The following is a 14119-nucleotide window of genomic DNA, read 5'->3' as shown; positions in this document are numbered from 1 at the left end:
CGGCCCCGCCGCCACCCCCACCCGCGGGGGCCGGCGGGGCCGGTCGGTGCAGGTGGACTCAGCCGCGGTCGGCCGGGACATCCCGCTGGGGCACGCCGTTGTAGGCGGCCAGCGGACGGATCAGGGCGTTGGACGCCTGCTGTTCCATGATGTGCGCGGTCCAGCCGGTGATGCGGCTCATGACGAAGATCGGGGTGAACTGATCCGTGTCGAAGCCCATCAGGTGGTACGCGGGGCCCGAGGGGTAGTCCAGGTTCGGGTAGATCCCCTTACGGCCCACGAAGTCCTCTTCGAAGGTGTTGTAGAGGTCCAGCAGATCCTTGGCGTCCTTGACGGCGACCATTTCCTCGAAGGCCTTGCGCATGGTGGGAACGCGCGAATCGCCGTTCTTGTACACGCGGTGGCCGAAGCCCATGATCTTTTCCTTGTTGGCCAGCGCCTTGTCGATCCAGGCCGAGGCCTTGTCGGCCGTGCCGACCTCTTCGAGCATCGCCATAACGGCCTCGTTCGCGCCACCGTGCAGCGGGCCCTTCAGGGCGCCGACGGCACCGGCGACCGCGGAGTACATATCCGAGGTCGTCGAGGTGATGACGCGGGCGGTGAACGTCGAAGCGTTGAAGGAGTGCTCCGCGTACAGGATCATCGAGATGTCGAAGCACTTGACGACCTCGTCGGCCGGAACCTCGTCGAAGACCATCTTGAAGAAGTTCGCGGCGTAGCCCAGGTCCTCGGTGGGTGCCACCGGGTCCAGGCCGTGACGGCGGCGGTGGTCGATCGCGACGATCGTGGGCAGCTGTGCGTAGAGGCGTTCGGCCTTGGCGCGGTTGGCGTCCTCACCGTCGTATTCCGCTTCCGGATCCCAGGCGCCCAGCCAGGACACCGCCGTCTGCACGACGTGCATCGGGTGGCAGTCCTTGGGCAGCTGCAGGATCAGGTCGACCAGCTCGGGTGCGATGGCGCGCTGTGCGCGTTCACGGGCCGTGAAGTCCGCCAGCTGGGCCGCGGTCGGCAGCTCGCCGTTCCAGATCAGGTAGGCGACCTCTTCGAACGTGCAGTTCGCCGCCAGGTCCTGTACCGCGTAGCCGCGGTAGGTCAGGGAGTTGGTTTCCTGGACGACCTTGGAGACCGCCGTGTAATCGACGGTGACGCCGGCCAGGCCCTTCTTGATGTCCTCGCTCACTTGTGTCCCTCCTGAGAGAAGTTGAAGACGTGGGAGTCGAATTCGTTATATGCCGCGTAATCGATGGTGTCGTACAGATCCGCGCGGGTCTGCATACCGTCGACCACGTTGATCTGAGTGCCCTCGGACCGGATGGTCTGCAGGCCGCGCTTGATCGCGCCCATCGCGATGCGCAGCGTGGTCACCGGGTAGATGACCAGCTTGACGCCGGCATTCGCCAGCTGTTCGGTGGTGTACAGATCGCTCTTGCCGAACTCGGTCATATTGGCCAGGATCGGCACGTCCAGGGCGTTCGCCATCTTCTCGAACTCGCCCAGGTCGCGCATGGCCTCGGGGAAGATCAGGTCCGCACCGGCGGCCGCATAGGCCTTGGCACGGTCGATCGCGGCGTCCAGGCCCTCACCGGCGCGGGCGTCGGTCCGGGCGGAGATGACGAAGTTGTCGTCACGGCGGCCGCGCACGGCAGCGGAAATCCGCTTGACCATTTCGGCGGTCGACACGACCTCCTTGCCGTCGAGGTGGCCGCAGCGCTTCGGGTTGACCTGGTCCTCCAGGTGCATCCCGGAGATCCCGGCGTCCTCGAACTCCTGCACGGTACGGGCGACGTTCATCGCCTCGCCCCAGCCGGTGTCGGCGTCGATGAAGGTCGGCAGGTTCGTCACCCGCGCGATGTTGCGCCCGTGGTCGGCGACCTCGGTCAGGGTGGTCAGTCCGATATCGGGCAGGCCCTGCGAGGCGGAGAATGCGCCACCGGAGATGTAGACGCCCTCGAAGCCGGTCTGTTCGATCAGTTGTGCGTTGATCGGGTTGATGGCACCGGGGAACTGGACGATCTTATCGCCGGCCAGCAGGGCGCGGAAGTCCGCGCGGCGTTCGGCGGCGGTCCTGGTTGCTCCCAACATCAGAAGATCCCCTTCGAGCCGGAGTGCTTCAGACCTTCCACTGCGAAGGACAGGCCGCGGATGCCGTCCGCATCGAGTTCGCGCAGGTTCTGAGCCAGGTCCAGGAAGCGGTTCTGCTCGGACTCGCTGACGATACCCTCGGCCAGGGTACGGAACTTCTGGATGTAGTTCTCACGCCCGAAGGGCCGGGCGCCCAGCGGGTGGGCGTCGGCCACCGCCAGTTCGTCGACCAGCTTCGAGCCGTCCTCGAACTCGATCTCCACGCGACCGCCGAAGGCCATCTCGTTGGGATCGGTCGAGTGGTAACGACGCGTCCACTCGGGGTCTTCCTCGGTGGAGATCTTGTGCCACAGTTCCACGGTGTCCGGCCGGGCGGCGCGTTCGGGAGCGTAGGAGCGCTCGTGGTGCCAGCCCTGATCCTGCATGGCCACGGCGAAGATGTACATGATCGAGTGGTCCAGCGTTTCGCGGCTGGCCTTGGGATCCATCTTCTGCGGGTCGTTGGCGCCCGTGCCGATGACGTTGTGCGTGTGGTGCGAGGTGTGGATCGTGATGTGCTTGATCTTGGACAGGTCCTCGATCTCACCGCCGAGCTTGCGGGCCAGGTCGATCAGGGCCTGTGCCTGGTATTCCGCGGAGTGCTCCTTCGTGTAGGAGTCCAGAATCGCGCGCTTGGCCTCGCCGGCACCGGGCAGGCCCACGGTGTAGTGGGCGTCGGGGCCGTCCAGGATCCAGGCGATGACGCCGTCTTCGCCTTCGTAGATCGGGTTGGGCGAGGTCTCCCCGCGCATCGCGCGGTCCACGGCCTCGACTGCCATCTTGCCCGCGAACGCCGGCGCGTGCGCCTTCCAGGAGGAGATCAGGCCCTTGCGGGACTGACGGGTCGCGGTGGTCACGTGCAGGGCCTGGCCGATCGCCTCGTAGGTGACGTTCGGATCCAGGTGCAGCATGGCGCCCAGGCCGGCGGCGACCGACGGGCCCAGGTGGGCGACGTGGTCGATCTTGTGTTCGTGCAGGCAGATGCCCTTGGCCAGGTCGATCTGGATCTCGTAGCCGGTGGCGATGCCGTTGATCAGGTCAGCGCCGGAGACGCTGCCCAGGTGCTGGGCGACGGCGATCATCGGGGGGATGTTGTCGCCGGGGTGCGAGTACTCCTTGGCCAGGAAGGTGTCGTGGAAGTCGAGTTCGCGCACGGCCACGCCATTTGCGAAGGCGGCCCATTCGGGGGAGATGTGGTCGCTCAGCGGCTGGCCGAAGACGGTCGCACCCGGTTCGAGCTTGTGGGGCAGGGCCTGTTCGCGGGCGTGGGTGGGCGCCTTGCGATTGACGGAGGCGGCTGCGACGGAGGCGTTGTCGATGACACGGTTGATCACCATGTCCGCGACTTCCGATTCGATCGCGACCGGGTCGGCTGCGACCTGGGCGATCTTGTAGGCCAGCTGGTCCTTGCGCTCCAGGTTCTCAGCGCTCTTGTATACCCGGACTTCGTGGTTGATCATGGAGGATGCTCCTATTGTCGACTTTGACCTGATGCCGCGTCCACACCCCAGCCTAACGGTGTGCGCGCCTGGCCGGTAGCCCTGCGGCGCTTGTATGGGGATGCGGGCGACGTGTATCTGCCACCACAAATATATCTTGACATCAAGGTATTTCCCAAACCGTGGGTCCGCCGTTGGTCCGCCCGTGGGTCCAACCACGGGTCCGAACGGCGGACAGGCCGTTCGCTCGAACCGGGGCTCGACCGGACTCCGTCGGCACCGCGTCGAGGCCGCGTAGAGTGGGCCGCGTGAGTATCGAGATCGCCCCCGTGCCCCAGACCGTCATCGACGCCGTGATCGCCCGTGCCCTGGACGAGGACGCCCCCACCGGCGACCTCTCAGCGCAGACCTTCGTCCCCGCCTCCCTGACCACCACGGCCAGGGTCGTCGCCCGCGAACCCGGCGTGATGGCCGGCGGTGCCGTATTCGCCACCGCCATGGAACAGGCGGCCTACCGCACCCAGGCGCCCGGCGCGCCGGCCGGAATCGTCCCGCTGGCAGCGGGCGCCGCCGGCACCGTGTCCGTCCGACAGCTGGTCGCCGAGGGCGCCCCGTTCTCCACCGGAGACGCACTCATCGAGGTCTCCGGCCCCGCCCACGCGGTGCTGCTGGGCGAGCGCACCGGTTTGAACCTGCTGCAGCGCCTGTGCGCGATCGCCGCGCTGACCGCGCGCTATGTGGCCGCTGCGAACGCAGGCCGGGCGCAGTCCGACCCGGAGCACGGCACCACGGCACGTCCGGTGCGCGTGGTCGACACCCGCAAGACCACCCCGGGCCTGCGCACCCTGGAGAAGTACGCGGTGCGCGCAGGCGGCGGGCACAATCATCGCGCCGGCCTGTCCGATGCGGTGATGCTCAAGGACAACCACCTGGCCCTCCTGGGCGAGGGCGAGGCGCTGACCGCCGCCCTGCGCGCCGGCAAGGAGAAGCTGGGCCACACCACGCACCTGGAGGTCGAGGTGGATCGTTTCGAGCAGATCGAACCCGTGCTGGCCGCCGGTGTGGACACCATCATGCTGGACAACTTCGGCCCGGCCGAACTGGCCCGCGGCGTGGCCCAGGTGGCCGGGCGCGCCCTGGTCGAGGCCTCGGGCGGGGTGAACCTGGAGACGATCGGGGCGATCGCCGCCAGCGGGGTCGACATCGTCTCCGTCGGCGCGCTGACGCATTCGGTGGTCAACCTGGACCTGGGCCTGGACACCGTCGAGGACGTGCTCACCGTCTGAGCCGACCGCGTTATAGTGGAGGGACAACGACAGGGGAGCGCCACAAGGGGCGCTGAGAGTGCAGTGAACTGCAGACCCTCGAACCTGCTGCGGTTAGGACCGCCGAAGGAAGTCGAGTTCTCTTTCCCCTCCTGATCATCACAGGAGGCGAGCATGACCGATCATGCTGTCCACAATTCCGTGTCCACCCGCAGCACCTTCCGCTGGCGAGTCGTCGACATCGTCACCGCATCCGTGCTCGGCGTGGTGTGCGGACTGATCTTCTGGCTGTGGGCCGCGGCCTGGAGCTTCGTCGAACCGCTGTTCGCATTCTTCCCGCCGGCCTCCGGCCTGCTCAGCGCCGGCTGGGTGCTGGCCGGACCACTTGCCGGACTCATCATCCGCAAACCGGGCGCGGCCCTCTATGCTGAGGTATTGGCCGCCATCGCCGAGGCCACGCTGGGCTCCCACTTCGGCTTCGGCGCGATCATCTCCGGGCTCTGTCAGGGGCTGGGCGCCGAACTCGCGTTCACGGTCCTGGCCTACCGCCGCTTCGGCTTCGGCACCGCGCTGTTCTCCGGCGCGCTGGCCGGCCTGGCCCTGGGCCTGAACGAGAACCTGCTGTACAACACCGAATGGCTGCCCGCGTGGAAGTTGACGTATCTGGGCACGACCGCGGTATCCGGACTGGTGATCGCGGGTGTGCTCATGTGGGCGGCCGTGAGGGCACTGGCACGTACCGGCGCGCTGTCCGCATTCGCAGCGGGCAGGGCGAAACAGGAGGTTTGAGACTGTGAGCGTTGAAGCGACGACCCGGGGCGGCACACCACCGCGCGCCGTGGGGAACCGGCTGAGCTGGCGGGTCGTCGACATCGTCACGGCATCCGTGCTGGCGGTGGTCTGCGGCGTCATCTACTGGATCTGGTCGGCCGGCTGGACCTTCATCACCCCGGCCTTCGCGGCCTTCCCGCCCGGCGACGGGATCCTCTCGGGCACCTGGGTGCTGGCCGGGCCCCTGGCCGGGCTCATCATCCGCAAGCCGGGTGCTGCCCTCTACGCCGAGGTCCTGGCCGCCGTGACCGAGGCCGTGCTGGGCTCCCACTTCGGGTTCTCCATCCTGCTGACCTCCCCCATTCAGGGACTGGCCGCGGAGCTGGCCTTCGCCGTCTTCGCCTACCGCCGCTTCGGCTTCCCGGTCGTGCTGTTCTCCGGATTGCTTACGGGTACGGCGCAGGGCTGCATCGACAATATCGTTCTCTACGCCGAATGGCTGCCCGTGTGGAAGACGTCCAGGATCGCGTTCTGCGCGGTCTCCGGGCTGCTCATGGCCGGCCTGTTCGTGTGGTGGATCGTGCGCGTCCTGGCCCGCGCCGGAGCACTGACCGCATTCGCCGCCGGGCGCGGTGCCGACGAAGCGCCGGGCTCCCGCGGTTCCGCAGCCGAGGCCACTGCCGGTTCCGACCGAACGCGCGCCACCGCGGCCGGCGCCCCGACCGGTACCTCGACCGGCGGCTCCCCCGCACCGGGCGCCTCGGCCGACGGGCGATCCGACGTAACCGACCGGAGACCGGATGACCCCGCCGTCGTCCCCGCCGAGGTCGTGGCCAGGGACTTCTCCTACCGGCACGCCGGCCGCAAACGCGCGGCCTTCTCCCACCTGTCCCTGACGATCCCGGCCGGCCAGAAGGTATTGCTGGCGGGGGCCTCGGGCGCGGGGAAGTCGACCTTCCTGCACGCCCTGGCCGGGGTCCTGCCGGCCGAATCCGGCTACGCCACCGGAGAACTGCTGGTCGCCGGCGCCGCGCCCGATCCGACTCGCGGGACCTGCGGCCTGGTGCTCCAGGACCCCGATTCGCAGGCGGTCATGTCGAAGATCGGCCACGACGTCACCTTCGGGCTGGAGAATCTGCGGGTGCCCGCCGAACAGATCCCGGCCAGGGTCGCCCACGCGCTGGACCTGGTGGGCCTGGACTATCCGCTGGACCATCCGACCACGGCCCTGTCCGGCGGGCAGAAGCAGCGCCTGGCAATCGCCGGGGTCGTCGCGATGCGCCCTGGCCTGCTGATCCTCGACGAGCCGACCGCCAACCTCGACCCCGAGGCCGCCGTGGCCATCCGCGATGTCATCGTCGACGCCGCCACCGCGACCGGCGCCACCGTGGTGCTGGTCGAACACCGCCTGCCGCTGTGGGCCGAACACGTGGACCGGATCGTGGTGCTCGGCGCCTCGGCCGACGACGCCGAGGGCACCCGGATCATCGCCGACGGATCGCCCAAGGCGGTGCTCGGCGATGAACTGCTGCGCCCGCACCTGCGCGCGGCGGGCCTGTGGCTACCCGGCGAGGCTGTCGAGGTCCCCGACGACATCCCCGACGGCTCCCTTGGCACCACCGACACCGGGCAGATCGCCGCGGTGGGCGCTGCCGGCCGGGACGCCTCCGGTAGGGACGCCGCAAGCGGTGTGGCCCCCGCACAGCCCCTGCTGTCCACCCATGCCCTGCAGGTGGGCCGCGAGTCCCGCGCCGTGGCACGGGTGCCGGGACTCGAACTGCACCCCGGCACGGTGCTAGCCGTACGCGGTCCCAACGGCGCCGGCAAGACCACCACCGCACTGACCCTGGCGGGCCTGCTTCCTCCGGTGGCGGGCGATGTCGTGGCCGGCGAGGGCCTGGTGCGCCTGCCCGGTGCCGCGCGGGTTCCGAAGTCCACCCATCCGGGCGAGTGGAGTTCCAAGGAGCTGGTCGAACGGATCGGCATGGTCTTCCAGGAACCCGAACACCAGTTCATGCGGCCCAGCGTGCGCGCCGAACTGGAATACGGCCCGCAGCGGGCGGGCTGGGCCGAAGCCGATGTCGCCGCGCGCACCGCGCAGTTGCTCGACGCGCTGCGCCTGACACCCTTGGCCCAGGCCCACCCCAACACCCTGTCAGGCGGTGAGAAGCGCCGGCTCAGCGTGGCCGCGATGATCGCCGCGCGCCCGCCCGTGCTCATCGTCGACGAGCCGACCTTCGGCCAGGACGCCCTGACCTGGGGCGCGCTGGTGGAGCTGTTCGAGGAGCTGATCGCCGGCGGCACCGCGATCGTCGCCGTCACCCACGATGCGGACTTCGCCACCGCGATCGGCGCGCGCACCGTGCATGTCGACCAGGCGGGGAACGCTGGGAGGCGGGCATGACCTCGGCCCCGGAAACCGACACGGTGCGCACGAGCGCTGCGGACTTCGCACCCGCCGCGGGCTGGGTCATGCGGATCAACCCGGTGGCCAAGATCGCCGTGATGGCGCTGCTGACCCTGGGCGTGATCCTGAGCATCGACGTGGCCTCGGCCTCGACCATGTTCGTGCTGCAACTGATCGCGCTGCCGTTGATCCGGCTGCGCTGGAAACTTCTGTCGCGCCTCTGGTTCCTGCCCCTGACGGCCCTGTTGGCCGGTTGGGGCACCGCGATCCTGGCAGCCAAGACCGGCACGGTGCTGGTGGACCTGGGGCCGCTGACGATCACCAGCTATTCGGCGTCCATGGGCCTGGCGATTTTCCTGCGCGCCATGTGCATGATGCTGCCGTGCGTGGTGCTGGTGCTCACCATTGACTCCACGGAGTTGGCCGATGCGCTGGTCCAGCTGTGGCACCTGCCCGAACGCGTGGTGCTGGCGGCCCTGGCCGCCAGCCGCCTGCTGGGCCTGTTCGCGGCCGAACTCGACACCCTGCGGATGGCCAGGCGGGCGCGGGGCGCGGCCTTCACCGGGCCCCTGGCCAAGGTCGCAGAGTTCTTCCCGCTGGCCTTCGCCCTGCTGGTCCAGGCGCTGCGGCGCTCGGGGAAGCTGGCGATGGCGATGGAGGGCCGTGCCTTCGGTACCGCGCAGCGGACCTGGTCGCGCAAGTCCCGATTGGTGGGCGCTGACTGGCTGTTCATGACAGTGGCCTTCCTGATGGCCGTGCTGTCGATCGCCACGGCCTCCTGGGCGGGCACCTGGAACCCGATCGTGTGAGGCGAGCCGGGGCCTCGGCCCGTGCGCGGTAGCGGCCCGCCGGGTTCGGGCGGAGCCGCCGCTCAGGGCCACCCGGTGCAGCCCGGGGTGCGGCGCCGGGATTGTGACCGGCGTCGCAACGCGTGGCAGGATGAGGGCATGACGCGTACTGCACTGGATTTCGACGACAACTGGTTCGACCCGGAGGAGCTCGTCGAGTTCCGCCGCCGTCTGCCGATCACCTACGTCAACGCGGTCCCCGTCCAGGTCGACGATATGGGCCGGGTCGAGCGCATCGGCCTGCTGCTGCGCACTCTGGCCAGCGGCAAGCTGGGCCGGGAGATCGTGGGCGGGCGGGTGCGCTACCACGAGTCCCTGCGCACGGCGCTGATGCGCCATGCGGAGAAGGACCTGGGTCCGCTGGCCCTGCCCGAGGTCCCCGCCTCGCTGACCCCGTTCCACGTCGCCGAATACTTCCCCACCGAGGGGATCGGGCGCTACCACGATCCACGCCAGCACGCGGTCGCGCTGTGCTACATCCTGCCGGTGCGCGGGGAATGCGCCCCGCAACAGGACACCCTGAGCCTGGACTGGCTGACTCCGGCCGAGGCCCTGCGCGATGACATCGTCACGGATATGGCAGGCGGCCAGGAGCACATCGTGCGCGCCGCCCTGGCCCACCTGGGCGTGCTGCCCTGAGGATCGGCGTGAGGCAGGGCTGCTGAGAGAGGAGGGCCGCGATGGGCGATGTCCGCATGCAGATCACCCGGCCCGGCATTTCCCTGGCCGAGGCCACCGCACTGGCCCCGCAGGTCCGCGAGTGGCTGCGCTCCGAGGGATTCGCCGACGGGAGCCGGCGATTCGGCGACTGGATGTACGAAGGCAGCTTGGGCGACTACATCGGTCCCTGGATTCTGGGCACTCACGAGGGTCGACTCATCCACGATGTGCCCGTGTGCGTGATCGTGGGCTGGAAGCACTACCTGGCCGAGGCCGGCTATCCGGCCGTCGTCACCGCCTGTACCGCGTGCGGGGCCGCATCGCCGGGCGAGGCGGAGATGGAGCGGGTCTACCGGGACTGGTGGGCTGACCCAGCCGTTTCCCCACGAGTGATCTGTCGGGAATGCGGCCACGGCGAGGCCCTGACCGACCGTGATCTGGAGGACGTCGAGGTCATCGCGCCCCTGGCGATCACCCTGGGCTCCGCAGTAGCTGCAGACCAGATAGTCGATGACATCGCGGAGCGCTTCGGCGGCCACTGGTTCCTCAGCGCCTACCGGCTGTAACCTCCGCGATATATGGCCCGGGTTACCATCGCATATGCCCGAACTCGCCCTCCGCCCCATGACCACCGCCGACTGGCCCGCCGTGCGCTCGATCTACGCCGCCGGCATCGCGACCGGCAACGCCACATTCCAACCGGAACCACCGAGCTGGGAGGACTTCGACGCCGGACACCTGTGCGCTCATCGACTGGTGGCGGTCGAGGAGGCAGACGGAGTGCTCGGCTGGTGTGCCGTATCGCCCACGTCCTCGCGAGCCGTCTATTCCGGGGTCGTGGAGCACTCGGTCTACGTCTCCCCAAGCGCCCAGGGCCGCGGAGTGGGCCGGGAACTTCTGCACGCCCTGCTGGAAACCACCTCGGCCGCGGGTATCTGGACCGTGCAGGGCTCGGTCTTCCCGGAGAACACGGCCAGCCTGGCCCTGCACCGGTCCATGGGCTTCCGCGCGGTGGGCCGCCGCGAGCGCATCGCGCGCATGGACTACGGCCCCTATGCCGGACAGTGGCGCGACACCATCCTCATCGAGCACCGCGTTCGCGCCTAGGCCACCCGGGCACAGGTTCCGCAGCGGCCCTCAGCATGTTCACAGTTTCAGCCCGCGGGAACTCCCAGGCAATCTCTTCCTAGGCTGGTCCCATGCCCAGACTACGCATCGAGATCCCGGCGACCGACCGCGTCGAAGCCAAACGGATCGCAGCCGACTACCAACGGGGAAGACCCCACCGAGGTCTTGAGGAAGAGGTGGAGCAATCCGCCTGGGATCGGGGTCGAACTCCCCTAAGCCGTCCCACCTTCATCGGTCTGACGAATGGGGATCAGCCCCTCTACAAATTCGACATCGAGGTCGAGTCCGTGGTGTGAGCTGACACCGGGCCAGACGCACATTGGATACCATCAATCACGCAAAGCGATGATGAGTAGCGGCAAATGCAATTCGACGACGTCGCGGACAACATCCACGTCGACTCCGAAATACTGGTGGACCAGGATGTTGCGGAACCCGCGAATCTCCGGCCAGGCGATCTCCGGATGTGCATCCGTAATCTCCTGCGGCAGGTGGTTGGCCGCCTCACCGATGATCTGCAGATTCCGCTCTATGGCATCCTCAGCCATGTTGACCAGATCCGGAGAACCACTGTCCAATGCGGCAACATACCGCTGACACCGTTCAACGGCCCCGATGATGTCGGTGATCCGTTCGCCTGGTCCACGGCTCACAGCGGCACTGCGTCCGCGAGCGCCGTCGCGGAGACCGGCCGTTTGAGTAATTGCACGGGAAAGATGTCGATATCGTCTCGGCCGAACAGCAGGCGAGTCTCCTCCATGAGCCCGGATGCTCGCATGAGCAGGTTCCCATCTGCGGGATCCATTTCCACCAGGATGTCGATATCGCTGCCTGAATGCGCGGTGCCGCGGGCCACGGAGCCGAAGAGCAGAGGATTCCTCGCAGAGTACTTCACCAGAAGCGCCTGGAATTCACCGCGGCGCTCTTCTATCAGGCGCCGCAGCGAACAAGTCTCAGGTGTCACGGACATGTCTAAAGAATAACCGCCGCCCGACCGCTTGGACAGAGGGCGGCAGCAGACGCCTCGGGCCCGGGGAATCCGCGATGTGCGGGGTGCCCCGGGCCCGGGATTCGCGCGGCAGCGCTCAGTTATGCAGCAGCGCTCAGCAGTACTGCGCTCAGTCGATCTGCAGTTCGCCCATCGGCTCCCAGCCGGTGCCGTCGACCTGGCGGGACACGATCTGCGGCGTGTGCTTCAGGTGCGGGCGCATGGATTCCAGCCCGGCGGCGAAGTGATCGCTGCTGACGTGGGGACCGGCGCCCTCGTCGGTGAAGCACTCGACCAGGTAGTACACGTTCGGCTCTTCGATACTGCGCGACCATTCGAAGAAGTTGTTGCCGTCCTCCGCGCGGGTGGAATCGGTGAACTCCTTGACGATCTGCGGCCAGGCCTCCACGCTTTCGGGCTTGACATCGTATTTGACGACGATGAAGTACATTCGTCCTCCTAGGTATTCGTGCTTCGGTGTTCTGCGGGCGGCATGCCGTCCGCACACCCATCTTCCCCACTATCCGATCACATCGGCGCCCGCCCTGTCACGCCCCGGTTCTCACCGCGCGATAATCCGTCGTGTGCCAGAATCGGGGCATGAGCACAACAGTCGATGAAGACCTCCTGCTTGCCTCCGATCCCGCGTCTGCGCCTGCTCCGACTGCGTCCCCGAGCCCCGAGCCCTGCGGCACCGTGCACCGTGCGATCGCGATCCTCGAAGCGGTGGCCGAGCACGGATCCTCGACGGCCAAGTCGATCTCAGAGCACACCGGCATCCCCGTGCCGACCGTGTACCGGCTGGCCAAGGAGCTGTGCGCCGAGGACTATCTGGTCCACCTGCGCCAGGAGAAGCGCTTCGCCCTTGGCTACCGACTGCACCGCCTGGCCGGGCGCCTGCACGCGGATCTGGGGGTCCGGCCCGCCGTGCGCAGGGAGATCGACCGGCTGCACGCGGCGACCAAGATGGCCGCCTATCTGGCGATCCACCGCGGCAGCGAGTTCGTGGTCGCCTATGTCGCGGACTCCCCCGCCTGTCCGCGCATCAAGCCGATGAAGTTCGGTTTCCGGGAGAACCCGCATGCCACGGCCTTCGGCAAGCTCGGCCTGTCGGATGCGGACTCCGCAGAACGGATTCGGATCCTGGGCCCCGGCCCCCTGCCCAACCTCACCCCCAAGACGCTCACCACCACCACTGCCCTGGACGAGGAACTGGAGCGGGTCGCGACCTCGGGGATCGCCTGGGAGTACGAGGAGTTCTCGCCGGGGACCACGTGTGCTGCCGTCCCGCTGCGCGACGCCGCGGGCACGCTGATCGGCTCTGTGGCCGTTTCCGCGCCCAGCCCGCGCTACCGGGGCCAGCGCACCCACGTGGAGCACCTGTTGCGGGCCGCGGCCGAACGCACCGGCCGGATCTACCGCCTGGGCGCCTGAGCCGGGGCCGAGGTCCCCGCCCGGTGCCGCGGCGCGCTGCCTCGCGCGCAGCGGGTCCGGACTCACGGCGGCCCGGGGCCCCGGCCTCGGCGGAATGAATCTCACCACGCGATAATGGCGGGTTCCGCGGGCCGCCCGAGCCGTCTAGCCTGGCTGCACAGGTCAACGACGACTCAAGGAGGCAGGCATGTCCGAGTACGGACCACTTCCGTCCAAATATCCCCAGCTCAACCAGATGGAGTTCACTCCGCAGGCCAAGGAGACGCTGGTGCACATCATCCGCACCGCGTTCCCGCACAAGAACTTCCCCGACGGCCCCTACCAGCGGATGGCCGAGAGGATCATCGAAATGGCCGATGAGTCCCGCTGGTTCCGGCTCAAACTGATCCAGGGCGTGCAGACCCTCGATTCACTGGCCGGCGGGTCCTTCACCTCGCTGGCCCCCGATGGCGCCACCGCCGTGCTCAAGCAGGTCGAGCGCACCGAGTTCTTCGGCTTCATCCGCCGTTCCACCGTCCTGGAGATGTACGAGGACGAAGAGGTGTGGCAGGCCCTGGGCTATGAGGGCCCCAGCTTCGATCAGGGCGGCTACATCAACCGCGGCTTCAACGACCTGGACTGGTTGGACGAACCGCGCGTCGAGGAATCGGCCGAGGTCATGCCTGATCTGCGCAACGCCGGGCCGGTGGCCGGCAGCGTCACTGAATCGGATGCGGCGGAGGCCAACAACGCCGGTGGCACGACGGGCTCCGGCGCTAAGACAGAGGGGAAGTGAGTCCGATGGCGAACATCGATCAGAACGAAGAGGCCATCGTCATCATCGGCTCGGGTGCCGGCGGAGGCACCCTGGCCTATGAGCTGACGGCCAAGGGTCTGCCGGTGGTGGTGCTCGAGGCCGGGCCCTATCTGCGCAACGAGGACTACCTGAACCGGCTCTTCCGGATTGAGGGTGTAGAGAATTATCCGACAGGGGTAGGTGTGTCGTAGGGGGTGTGAAGAAGGCCCCGCGGTGAGAATGGGAATTGTCTAGAAACCGATTCCTCACCACAAGGCCTTCG

The 14119-nt window shown here is 68.1% G+C and carries 17 protein-coding genes and 1 riboswitch; of the genes, 11 read left to right on the top strand and 6 right to left on the bottom strand.

What is annotated here, in order from left to right:
- Nucleotides 1-58 precede the first annotated feature (58 nt).
- The 3 genes from NQ038_RS14895 to NQ038_RS14885 are packed head-to-tail and all read right to left on the bottom strand — an operon-like array spanning nt 59 to nt 3581.
- A complete protein-coding gene (locus tag NQ038_RS14895) occupies nt 59-1180 on the bottom strand; it encodes a bifunctional 2-methylcitrate synthase/citrate synthase (protein ID WP_257058247.1) in 1122 nt (373 codons plus the stop codon).
- Nucleotides 1177-2082 (bottom strand): methylisocitrate lyase, encoded by a 906-nt coding sequence (gene prpB / locus NQ038_RS14890; RefSeq protein WP_257058245.1) that lies wholly within the window; start codon nt 2080-2082, stop codon nt 1177-1179. Before prpB ends, NQ038_RS14895 begins: the two co-directional genes overlap by 4 nt.
- On the bottom strand, nt 2082-3581 hold the full coding sequence (locus NQ038_RS14885) for an MmgE/PrpD family protein (protein ID WP_257062946.1): 1500 nt from the start codon (nt 3579-3581) through the stop codon (nt 2082-2084). Before NQ038_RS14885 ends, prpB begins: the two co-directional genes overlap by 1 nt.
- 287 nt (nt 3582-3868) lie before the next feature.
- Between NQ038_RS14885 and nadC the strand changes: the two genes are divergently transcribed.
- From nadC to NQ038_RS14845, 8 genes are all read left to right on the top strand, one after another.
- Entirely contained in the window at nt 3869-4846 is a 978-nt protein-coding gene (gene nadC, locus NQ038_RS14880; protein WP_257058241.1) for a carboxylating nicotinate-nucleotide diphosphorylase, read from the top strand.
- A gap of 21 nt (nt 4847-4867) precedes the next feature.
- Nucleotides 4868-4974, top strand: a riboswitch (TPP riboswitch).
- A 25-nt stretch (nt 4975-4999) separates the two neighbouring features.
- Entirely contained in the window at nt 5000-5614 is a 615-nt protein-coding gene (locus tag NQ038_RS14875) for an ECF transporter S component (protein WP_257062945.1), read from the top strand.
- Between the two features lie 4 nt (nt 5615-5618).
- A complete protein-coding gene (locus NQ038_RS14870; protein WP_257062944.1) occupies nt 5619-8000 on the top strand; it encodes an ECF transporter S component in 2382 nt (793 codons plus the stop codon).
- A complete protein-coding gene (locus NQ038_RS14865; protein WP_257062942.1) occupies nt 7997-8812 on the top strand; it encodes an energy-coupling factor transporter transmembrane protein EcfT in 816 nt (271 codons plus the stop codon). Before NQ038_RS14870 ends, NQ038_RS14865 begins: the two co-directional genes overlap by 4 nt.
- Nucleotides 8813-8950: 138 nt before the next feature.
- Nucleotides 8951-9490, top strand: coding sequence for an NUDIX hydrolase family protein (locus NQ038_RS14860; RefSeq protein ID WP_257048217.1), 540 nt, complete (start codon nt 8951-8953; stop codon nt 9488-9490).
- Between the two features lie 41 nt (nt 9491-9531).
- Complete coding sequence (locus tag NQ038_RS14855; RefSeq protein ID WP_257048216.1) at nt 9532-10077, top strand: hypothetical protein; 546 nt, start codon at nt 9532-9534, stop codon at nt 10075-10077.
- Nucleotides 10078-10111: 34 nt separating this feature from the next.
- On the top strand, nt 10112-10618 hold the full coding sequence (locus NQ038_RS14850) for a GNAT family N-acetyltransferase (RefSeq protein WP_257048215.1): 507 nt from the start codon (nt 10112-10114) through the stop codon (nt 10616-10618).
- 92 nt (nt 10619-10710) lie between these two features.
- Nucleotides 10711-10935 carry a hypothetical protein gene (locus NQ038_RS14845; RefSeq protein WP_257048214.1) on the top strand — a complete coding sequence of 75 codons (225 nt, stop codon included), beginning with the start codon at nt 10711-10713 and terminating at the stop codon, nt 10933-10935.
- Nucleotides 10936-10968: 33 nt separating this feature from the next.
- Here the strand turns inward: NQ038_RS14845 and NQ038_RS14840 are convergent, their stop codons facing one another.
- The 3 genes from NQ038_RS14840 to NQ038_RS14830 all read right to left on the bottom strand — a co-directional run bounded on the left by NQ038_RS14840 (nt 10969) and on the right by NQ038_RS14830 (nt 12078).
- Complete coding sequence (locus NQ038_RS14840) at nt 10969-11292, bottom strand: HepT-like ribonuclease domain-containing protein (protein WP_257048213.1); 324 nt, start codon at nt 11290-11292, stop codon at nt 10969-10971.
- The gene (locus NQ038_RS14835) at nt 11289-11609 is read right to left on the bottom strand and encodes a nucleotidyltransferase family protein (protein WP_257048212.1); all 321 of its coding nucleotides are present in this window, start codon (nt 11607-11609) and stop codon (nt 11289-11291) included. Before NQ038_RS14835 ends, NQ038_RS14840 begins: the two co-directional genes overlap by 4 nt.
- Nucleotides 11610-11757: 148 nt before the next feature.
- Complete coding sequence (locus NQ038_RS14830) at nt 11758-12078, bottom strand: putative quinol monooxygenase (RefSeq protein WP_257048211.1); 321 nt, start codon at nt 12076-12078, stop codon at nt 11758-11760.
- Between the two features lie 149 nt (nt 12079-12227).
- Here NQ038_RS14830 and NQ038_RS14825 point away from each other — a divergent pair, with 149 nt between their 5' ends.
- From NQ038_RS14825 to NQ038_RS14815, 3 genes are all read left to right on the top strand, one after another.
- Nucleotides 12228-13061, top strand: coding sequence for an IclR family transcriptional regulator (locus tag NQ038_RS14825; protein WP_257048210.1), 834 nt, complete (start codon nt 12228-12230; stop codon nt 13059-13061).
- A 187-nt stretch (nt 13062-13248) separates the two neighbouring features.
- On the top strand, nt 13249-13836 hold the full coding sequence (locus tag NQ038_RS14820; RefSeq protein ID WP_257048209.1) for a gluconate 2-dehydrogenase subunit 3 family protein: 588 nt from the start codon (nt 13249-13251) through the stop codon (nt 13834-13836).
- Nucleotides 13837-13841: 5 nt separating this feature from the next.
- A complete protein-coding gene (locus NQ038_RS14815) occupies nt 13842-14048 on the top strand; it encodes an NAD(P)-binding protein (protein WP_373456830.1) in 207 nt (68 codons plus the stop codon).
- The last annotated feature ends 71 nt before the right edge of the window (nt 14049-14119 follow it).

The sequence above is a fragment of the Brevibacterium sp. 50QC2O2 genome (genome assembly GCF_024580675.1).
Lineage (GTDB): Bacteria > Actinomycetota > Actinomycetes > Actinomycetales > Brevibacteriaceae > Brevibacterium > Brevibacterium moorei.
Note: the sequence above shows the minus strand (reverse complement) of the source record. Positions and strands in the feature narration are given on the sequence as shown.